Source organism: Streptomyces sp. NPDC043738 (assembly GCF_056436545.1).
In genome coordinates this window covers 47,506-56,504 of sequence record NZ_JBWKCJ010000025.1, presented here as the reverse complement: position 1 = coordinate 56,504, position 8,999 = coordinate 47,506, and the positions used below count along the sequence as shown (strand labels likewise).

Annotated in this window: 5 protein-coding genes; 2 read left to right on the top strand and 3 right to left on the bottom strand. The window is 72.9% G+C overall.

The features are described from left to right. Window positions 1–106: 106 nt before the first annotated feature. Together AC0680_RS27875 and AC0680_RS27870 are read right to left on the bottom strand one after the other, a co-directional pair. Window positions 107–2,110 (bottom strand): N-acetylmuramoyl-L-alanine amidase, encoded by a 2,004-nt coding sequence (locus AC0680_RS27875; RefSeq protein ID WP_478633864.1) that lies wholly within the window; start codon window positions 2,108–2,110, stop codon window positions 107–109. 290 nt (window positions 2,111–2,400) lie between these two features. Continuing rightward, entirely contained in the window at window positions 2,401–3,534 is a 1,134-nt protein-coding gene (locus tag AC0680_RS27870) for an aminoglycoside phosphotransferase family protein (protein ID WP_478633861.1), read from the bottom strand. 285 nt (window positions 3,535–3,819) lie between these two features. Here AC0680_RS27870 and AC0680_RS27865 point away from each other — a divergent pair, with 285 nt between their 5' ends. Beyond that, the gene (locus tag AC0680_RS27865; RefSeq protein WP_478633859.1) at window positions 3,820–5,355 is read left to right on the top strand and encodes a DNA-binding protein NsdB; all 1,536 of its coding nucleotides are present in this window, start codon (window positions 3,820–3,822) and stop codon (window positions 5,353–5,355) included. A gap of 201 nt (window positions 5,356–5,556) precedes the next feature. Here the strand turns inward: AC0680_RS27865 and AC0680_RS27860 are convergent, their stop codons facing one another. Then, entirely contained in the window at window positions 5,557–7,023 is a 1,467-nt protein-coding gene (locus AC0680_RS27860; RefSeq protein WP_478633857.1) for a PP2C family protein-serine/threonine phosphatase, read from the bottom strand. A 322-nt stretch (window positions 7,024–7,345) separates the two neighbouring features. Here AC0680_RS27860 and AC0680_RS27855 point away from each other — a divergent pair, with 322 nt between their 5' ends. Then, window positions 7,346–8,761, top strand: coding sequence for a HEAT repeat domain-containing protein (locus AC0680_RS27855; protein ID WP_478633854.1), 1,416 nt, complete (start codon window positions 7,346–7,348; stop codon window positions 8,759–8,761). Window positions 8,762–8,999 lie beyond the last annotated feature (238 nt).

Genomic DNA, 8,999 nt, shown 5'->3' with positions numbered 1-8,999 from the left:
CACACCCCAGCCCACAACCCCCACCCCCCCCCCCCCCCCCCCCCCCCCCCCCCCCCCCCCCCCCCCCCCCCCCCCCCCCCCCCGACGCGCTGAGCGCCGCCCTCCTCTAGGACCCCGAGCGCTGTACGTCGACATCGGCCGCACGCACATAGCCGACCCGGTGGCCGAGCTGGATCTCGTAGTAGACGTCCTTGCCGCGCACGATCACGTGCTTGCTGGTGTCGAAGGTCGGTGCGTAGAAGTACTCGCCCGCCATCCGGTCGCCGACCGCGTACTTCTGACCCGCGGTGATCTTGTACGGCAGTGGGGAGACGGCCTGGTACGGCACGCCGGCCGGGTACGCCGCCTTCTCCGGGTACGCGCGGCCGTAGACCGGGATCTCCGTCCGCCCGGCCTTCGGCGTGGCGATCAGGCCCTGCGTGTTCACCGCCGTCGGCCCGTCCTGCGGATTGCGGAACCACGCGAGCTGCCCCAGGTACCAGACCGCCGTCCAGTCGCCGGCCCGGCTCGCCACCGCGAACCGCTGGCCCGTCGAGGCGCGGGCACCGGTGTCGTTCACACCGTCCGTGGAGTCGCTGCCGTCCGGGTGCAGCCCGGCGTCCTTGACCAGCGGGGAGTTCTCGTCGGGCGCGATATGCAGCCGGACCGCGGCGGAGCCGTGCGGCGCGCAGGTGTCACCGGGCTTGGCGCAGCCGGTGTAGCGCGGGGTGTTCCTGGCGTAGTCGGGGCGGATGGTGACCAGTCCGCCGCGCGGGCCCGCGTTGGGGTGGAAGGGCCTGCCCAGCAGGGTGAAGTAGTGCGCCCAGTCCCAGTAGGGGCCGGGGTCGGTGTGCATGCCGGGGATCGTGGACGCGGTCGTGCCGGCCACATTGTCGTGGCCGAGGATGTGCTGCCGGTCGAGCGGTACGTCGTACTTGCGGCTCAGGTACTTCACCAGGTGGGCCGAGGCGCGGTACATCGCCTCCGTGTACCAGGCGTCCGGTGAGGCGAGGAAGCCCTCGTGCTCGACCCCGATGGAGTGCGAGTTGATGTACCAGTTGCCCGCGTGCCAGGCGACGTCCTTGGTCGGCACGTGCTGGGCGATCAGACCGTCCGAGGAGCGGATCGTGTAGTGCCAGGACACATACTTCGGGTCCTTGATCAGCTTCAGGGTGACGTCCCACGACCCCTCGGTGTCATGGATGACGATGGCGTTGACCTTCTGGTCCTTGGGGCGGTTCGCCAGGTCGTGGTTGCCGTAGTCCTTGTCGCCGAACTCCTCGTACGGCGCCGGGACCGACATGCAGGCGACGCTCCACGGGCACTCCAGCCCGCCGTCGCCACCCGCGGCGGAGGCCTTGACGGCCGGCCTGCCGAGACGTTTCTGCTGAGCGGCGTCGGGGACCAGCCCCGGCGTGGCGGCCAGCGTGACCCGCTGTCCCGCGTCGTTCGTACGCGCCTTGCCCCGGCGCATGACCTGGTACACCTCGTCCGCGAAGGCCCTGCCGCCGCGCGCGTTGTCCTGGCCGCCGTAGGCAGCCACCGCCGCGTACCACCGGGCCGGATCACCGCCCGCCGGCAGCCCCAGCCGGCGCTGCTCGGCGGCGAGCAGCGCCGCACCGCCCAGCACGTTCGCCGCGGGGTCCCTGCGCAGCTTCTCGGGGGACAGGCCGGTCAGCTTCGCCGCGGTGGCCAACGTCCGCAACCGGGCGGGGAGTTTCGCCGGCAGCAGAGCCCGTTGCGTGGTGCTCCTGGGCACCCGCTTACGGGCGCGCGAGTCGTCGCCGCGTGCGTCCTCGTCGCCCTCGCTGAACTCCGGCAGCCGGGACAGGGCCGTACGGGTGTCGGTCAGATGCATCGGGCCGTAGCCACCGGAGACGCTGGGCGCGCCGCCGTGGCCGTCCCAGCGGGACTCCAGATACGAGACGCCGAGCAGCACACTGCGGGGTACGTGGAAGCGGGCGGCGGCATCGGTGAACGCCCGCTGCAGCCGGCCGGCCGGGGGCTGCCCGGCGCTGGCGGACGGTGCTCCCGAGAGCGGCAGCAGCAGGAGCGCTGCCGCGACGGCGGTGGATCTGCGCAGGGCGGGGCGGTGGGTTCTCCTTGCGTCTTCCGGGGCGGATCCTCGCAAAACGACCTCCTCGAGCCGGCCCGAGCCGGACGGTGTGACGGTTGGTGCGCAAACGGCCGTGCGGGGTGGGACCCGAGGGTAAATCCCCCGTCGGGCCTATAGCTATACGTCTGCCGACGGACCGTCAATCACCGCGCCGGGCCGGGATTACGCATGTCAGGGCATCTCCCCAGGAGCCTTCCCGGACCGGCCCCGGGCCTGCGAGGCGTCAGTGGAACGGACCAATGAACGGGCACATGGGTGAGCGGCGCGCCCCGTCCCGGGCGCGCCGCTCACAGTCCCCCCGGCGGTCAGCGGGTGCCGACCGCCGCCCGTACCGCACGGCGCGCCATCTGGCAGTCGTCGTGCAGCCGGCGCAGGAGCAGCCGCTGCTCCTCGCCCGCCGCGGGCACGCCGGGCTGTCCCGGGCCCGGTGTCCCCGTCGGCGCGGGCTCGCGCATGGTCCGCTGGACCGCGGTCTCATAGCGCCGGATCTCGCGGGTGAGGATCAGCATCAGATTCACCAGGAAGGCGTCCCGCGAGGCCGGTCCCGCGTTCTGGGCGAGCTGGCTGATCTGCCGGCGCGCCACCGGGGCGTCACCGAGGACCGACCACAGCGTCGCCAGGTCGTAGCCCGGCAGGTACCAGCCCGCGTTGTCCCAGTCCAGCAGCACCGGGCCGGCGGGGGAGAGCAGCACGTTGTTCAGCAGTGCGTCACCGTGGCAGAACTGGCCCTGGACGTGCGACAGGCCGTGCATCAGCTTCTGCAGATCGCCCAGGTCGCGGTCGGTGAGCAGCCCGAGGTCGTGATAGCGGCCGATGCGGCCCGCGTAGTCCAGCGGGGTGTCGAACAGCCCGGCCGGCGGGCGCCAGAGGTTGATCCGGCAGATCGCGCCGAGCGCGGCCCGCACATCCGCGCGGGGAGGCGCCTCGGACGGGTGCCGTGTCATGGCGGCGACCCGGCCGGGCATCCGCTCCACGATCAGCGTGCAGTTGTCGGGGTCGGCCGCCACCAGCCGCGGCACCCGTACCGGCGGACGATGCCGGACGAATGCGCGGTATGCGCTTATTTCCTGCCGGAACCTTTCCGCCCATGCGGGGGAGTGGTCCAGTAAACACTTGGCGACCGCGGTCATGCGGCCCGTCGTGCCGACGAGGAGGACGGATTTGCCGCTCCGGCGCAGCACCTGGACCGGGTTGAACTCCGGACAGATGCGATGCACGGAGGCGACCGCGGCGCGCAGCTGGGCGCCCTGGGGCCCGGACAAGTCAAGTCTCCCGCTGAGCGGTTGGGTGCCCGTCCCCTGCGCCCGCCGGGTCCGGCCACCGGTGAGACCGGGGGCCGCCCCCGCGGATGAGGAGGGGGCGAGATACGGCCCGCTGCCCGCGGGGTGCGGGCGGTACGGCCGGGCAGGGGCGGTCACGGCGGACGATGCTGCATACATGGGTGAAGAAGATCCCTTCGTGCGCCGACGAGTTGCGCGCGCTCCCCGGCCCGGTGGAGGGAACCCGTGAACGGGCCCCGTGCAGGAGGCCGATCCAGGGTCCCTGTGAAGGGCGCGCACCCTGGGGAATGCGGTCCCGCCACCAGGCCGGGGGCGGCACACCTACAGAACAACGGGCTGCGGGTGGCAGACCATCTGGCGCACCCTGGCGAACCCTGGCGAATGGTCGCAGCGCATGTCACCGGCCGTTACTGTCAACTCAGTCGAGGAACCTGGGGGCTTGACGTGGACAGGCAGCCGAACACCCGTCTCGCGGACCTTTTCGGCCTGGCCGGCTGGTCCAAAGGAGAGCTGGCGAGACTAGTCAACCGGCAGGCGGCGGCCATGGGCCATCCGCAGCTGGCGACGGACACCTCGCGGGTTCGGCGCTGGATCGACATGGGGGAGACCCCACGGGATCCGGTGCCCAAGGTCCTGGCTTCCCTGTTCACCGAGCGCCTCGGCCGTGTCGTAACCATCGAGGACCTCGGGTTCGCAAGAACCGGTCGCTCGGGGAAGCGGCAGGCCACGGACGGTCTGCCGTGGGCTCCCGAACGGACCGCCGCGGTCCTCACGGAATTCACGGGAATGGACCTCATGCTCAACCGACGCGGCTTGGTGGGGGCGGGCGCGGCGCTCGCCGCGGGCTCCGCACTCACCGGCGCCATGCACGACTGGCTGCACACCGATCCGGCCCCCGCCGGCGCCCCCCGCCACGACGACCCGTTCGCTTCCGACTCCCTCACCGAACTCGACCAGATCGGCCTCGACCGTTATGAGGCGGCCCCCGTGGGGTCGCAGGAGATCGACGCGCTGGAGCGCTCGGTCGAAGTCTTCCGCGCCTGGGACGCGGCCCGTGGCGGCGGGCTGCAGCGCAAAGCCGTGGTGGGCCAGCTCAACGAAGTGGGCGGCATGCTCGCTTACCGCCACCCCGACCATCTGCAGCGCAGGCTGTGGGGGGTGGCCGCCAATCTGGCGGTGCTGGCCGGCTGGATGTCCCATGACGTCGGCCTGGAGCCCACCGCCCAGAAGTACTTCATCATCGCCGCCCACGCGGCACGCGAGGGCGGCGACCGCCCGCGCGCCGGGGAGGCGCTCTCCCGCGCCGCCCGCCAGATGGTCCATCTGGGCCGTCCCGACGACGCGCTCGATCTGATGAAGCTGGCCAAGTCCGGCTCCGGCGAGGAGACCCTGCCACGCACCCGCGCCATGCTGCACACCATCGAGGCCTGGGCACAGGCGTCCAAGGGCCATGGCCAGGCGATGCGGCGCACGTTGGGCGAGGCGGAGGAGCTCTTCGTCTCGGACAAGGGCGATGTGCCCCCGCCGTGCTGGATGCAGATGTTCGACGAGGCGGATCTGCACGGCATGCAGGCGCTGGCCTTCCGTACCCTCGCCGATCACGACCCCTCGGCCGCCAGGATCGCTCAGCATCACGCCAAACAGGCACTGGAGCTGCGCGAGGGCGGCCGCCAGCGCTCGCAGATCTTCGACTACATCTCGATGGCGTCGGCCTGCTTCATCGGCAACGACCCCGAACAGGCCGACCGCTACGCCAGGTTGGCGCTGGTGTCCATCGGCGAGAACTCCTCCCACCGCACCTGGGATCGGCTCCGCGAAATGTTCCGGCTGACCGGACAGTACGCGAACTACGCCAAGATCCAGGATCTGCGCGAGGAGATCCAGCAGGTCCTGCCGAAGGCGAAGCCCAAGGCCAAGGGGTCGGGCCTGGGGCCCGGGGTCGGTTCCGGAGTCGGACTGAGCCAGAACTTCTCGGTCTGAATCCGCAGCGTTCCGGACTTCGTACGGCGCGAGATGACAGAAACGGCAGAGGTGGCGGAGCGTCACGCGCACCCGCGCGTGACGACGCGTCACACCCGGCAGGCGTGCCGTTTCACCTGACAGCCGACCAATCCCCGTCCAACGCCTCAGGGCGGCCGGCTCTGCTTCCGCCGGTCCGCCCCTCAGCTGCCGCGATGTGTGTCAGCCGCCGACCCTGGCGATCAGCACACAGGCGTCGTCCTCGCGTTCGGTGCTGCCGAACTCCTCGACGACGACGCGGACGCTGTCCTGCGCGTTACGGGCCGCGGCGAACCGCGGTGCCAGGGCGAGGAGCCGCTCGGCACCTTCATGGGCGGCCTCCGCGCCATGCGTACGACGTGGCGCGAGACCGTCGGTGTGCAGCACGAGCAGGTCGCCGGGCTCCAGTTGCTCGGTGCGCTGGGTGTACGCCGCGCCCGATGTCGCCCCGAGCAGTACGCCCTCCGGGGGGTCCAGCGCGCGCCCCGTGCCGCCGCGGAAGAGCAGCGGTGCGGGGTGGCCCGCCTGGGCCCACTCCAGCGTGCGCGTCTCGGGGTCGAACCGGCCGCACACCGCGCTGCCGAGCGCCGGCTGGGCGGCGGTGTCCAGCAGTTGGTTCAAAAAGCCCATCAGCGGCCCCGGCCGCTGTCCCGCGACCGCCATACCGCGCAGCGCGCCCAGCACCATCGCCATGCCCGAAGTGGCCGTGACGCCATGGCCGGTGAGGTCGCCGACGCTCAACAGCGTGGTGCCGTCCGGGAGTTGCAGGGCGTCGTACCAGTCGCCGCCGATCAGGGCGCTGGTGCCGGATGGCAGATAGCGCCCGGCGAGATCGAGGGCGACCGGGCCGCCCTGCGGGAACCGCAGGGAGCCGCGCCACGGCGGCAGCACGGCTTCCTGCAGCTCGACCGCCAGCCGGTGCTCGGTCTGCGCGATATGCCGCTCGCGGTGCAGCGAGTCACGGGTCTCGCGTACCGCCTGCTGGCTGCGGCGCAGCTCGCTGACGTCCCGCAGCACGGCCCACATGCAGGCGGTGCTGCCATCGGCGTCGAGCACCGGCTCGCCCACCATGTGCACCGTGCGCAGACTCGCGTCCGGCCGCACGATGCGGAACTCGCCGTCGATCGGCCGGCCGTCCACCAGGCAGTCGGTGACCATCGTGGCCAGCCCCTCCTGGTCCTCGGCGTACACCAGGGACGGCAGCTCGTCGAGGGTCAGCGGGCCCTCGGAGGGGGCCCGGCCGAACATCGCGAACAGCTCCTCGGACCAGCTCACCTCGTCCGTGAGCAGATTCCACTCGGCGCTGCCCACGCGGCGCAGCAGCGCGCCGCGCTCATGGGGCGCGGGCTCCGGCGGGGCCGCCGGCAGCTCGTCCTCGGCCGCCGGCTCGTCGTCACTCTCGGTGGGCAGGCCCTCTCTCAGCTGGTCGAGGTGGCCGCCGAGGTCGTCGAGGTGGTGCACGGCGAGGTCGCACAGCGCCCGCTGCCAGCGCAGCTGCGGGTCGGCGGCGAGGTCGGTGTCCACCGTGGACTCCCGGCGTACCGCGTCGAGGCCGCCGCGCAGGCGGCGCGCCTGCGTGATGAGTGCCTCGACCGTGTCGCGCTCGGGGGGCCGGTCGGCTGGATGGTCCGCGAAGAGAGGGGACGGCATGACGTACTCCGTGATCAGGCGGCGCCGGGCTAAAGGGCCGGTAACGACTGTTGCACAGGCAGCGACCGTCCGTAAGGGATTTGGCACTACCCGATACGGTGGTGCACCTGGCATATGCCGGCGGCCTCCCTGGGGCAACGTCGGGGCGAATCTGCGGAATGACAGCTTCCAGGCTAGGCTTCGGCCGCCGTACCGCACGTGTTCTCGCCGATTCCACGGGGTTGACGAGGGATGCCGTGCATACGGTCCGCGGTCACCGGCAAGAATGCCGGTCAGCGGAAATCCCGTTGCCAGCCTGTCCCCCGCACCGGATGCTGACCTCATGTTCGATCCAGACATAGCGCCCAGTGGCACCCTGCTCGGCCTCCTGCAGCGAGGCCGCGGCGACGGGACCCTGCATGCCCTCGCGGCGCCGCGGGCCGAGGCGCTCGCGGCACTCAACGACAGCGTGCTGCGCGACCCCCGGCGCGACTGGCAGGTCGAGAACCGCTCTCTGTACTACGCGCGCCTCTACATGCAGCTCGACGGTGGGCTGGAGGAGATCGAACGCCACCTCTTCCACCCCGACGACCTCGTCGACACGGGCGAGGAGCGCACCGGACTCGCCCTCGCCGTCCTCGGCCACCTCGCCGCGTACGGCAGGGACGCCGCCCGGCTGCTGCTGCGCAGCTACGCCGCGGCCGGCAGCAACTGGCGCTGGGCCCTGGACGAGCTCGCGCTGCGTGACGACGACGCCGGGCTGATGACCCTCGCCCCCGCCGTGCTCGCGCGCTTCCCCGAGACCGAGCAGGGCGCGGCCGAGCTGGCCGCGGCCGTCCGCGACGCCTTCGAGCCCCGGCCGTGGCGCCTGTGGGCCGAGGACCCCCGGTACGGCGCACGGCTGGCGGCCGCCGGGGAGCAGGGCTCCTTCGACCGCTGGCAGCGGCAGCTGCGGCCCCGCGGGCCGCGCCCCGGCTGGAGCGTGACCGAGGTCCTGGCATGGGCCCAGCAGGGCCTGGACCTGGAGCCCGCGGAGCACCGCCACCTCGCCGCCGCCCGCTGCCTGTCCGCGGTCGTCGGACCCGAGGACCGCCCCGAGCTGCTGCGCGCCGCGCGCAGCGGACCGGACGCGGCGCGCGCCGCCGTGCTCCACCACCTCGCCGAACGCGGCGATCCCGACGTCCTCGACCTGATCGAGTCCGCGGTCACCTGCCCCTTCTCGAGCGAGCAGCTGATCTCGGCCGCGCTGACCTCCTTCGAACGGACGCGCAGCGTCGCCGCCGTCGAGCGGGCCCGCCTCTGGGCGACGCGCGCCGACCGGCTGGGCGCGTCGGCCGCCGCGATGCTCGCCCGCCGCGGAGCGCAGTGCGACGCCGAGCTGGTGCTGGCCGCGCTGCGCCGGACCGTCCGGGAGGAGGGCCCGGACGCCGGCGGCCTGTGGGAGCTGGTCGACGGCACCGGCCGCCTCGGCGTCGTCTGCGCCGCCCCCGTCCTGCGGCACGTCTACCGCGAGACCTCCTCCTCCCACCTCCGCGGCCGGGCCGCCGCCGCGCTCGCCGCCACCGACCCGGGCTTCGCGGCCGGCTTCGCCGTCGAGTGCCTGTGGGACTGCGAGGAGACCACCCGGGAACTGGCCGCCCGCCACGCCGCCACGGGCGACGACCGGGTCGTCGAGCAGCTCCGCCGCCTGGCCGCGGATCCGGCCGAGGAGGCCGAGGTCCAGACGGCCGTCCGCAGCCGAATCGGACCGGAGTCCTAAGTCCTTCCCACGTTGCTGTCTGCGGGGCCGCGCGTGTTTCTCGCCGGTGCGCTTGGGCTGGCTTCCCGCGTTTTCGGCTGTCCCGCCGTGGTGGTTTCTCTGGGGTCGCCTGCGGCGGGCTGGGTCCGCTGCGCGGGGCTGTTCGGCCGCCGGTGACGGGCCTGCGGGGGGGGGGGGGGGGGGGGGGGGGAGCCCCCCCCCCCCACCACACCCCCCCCCACCCCCCCCCCCCCCCGGG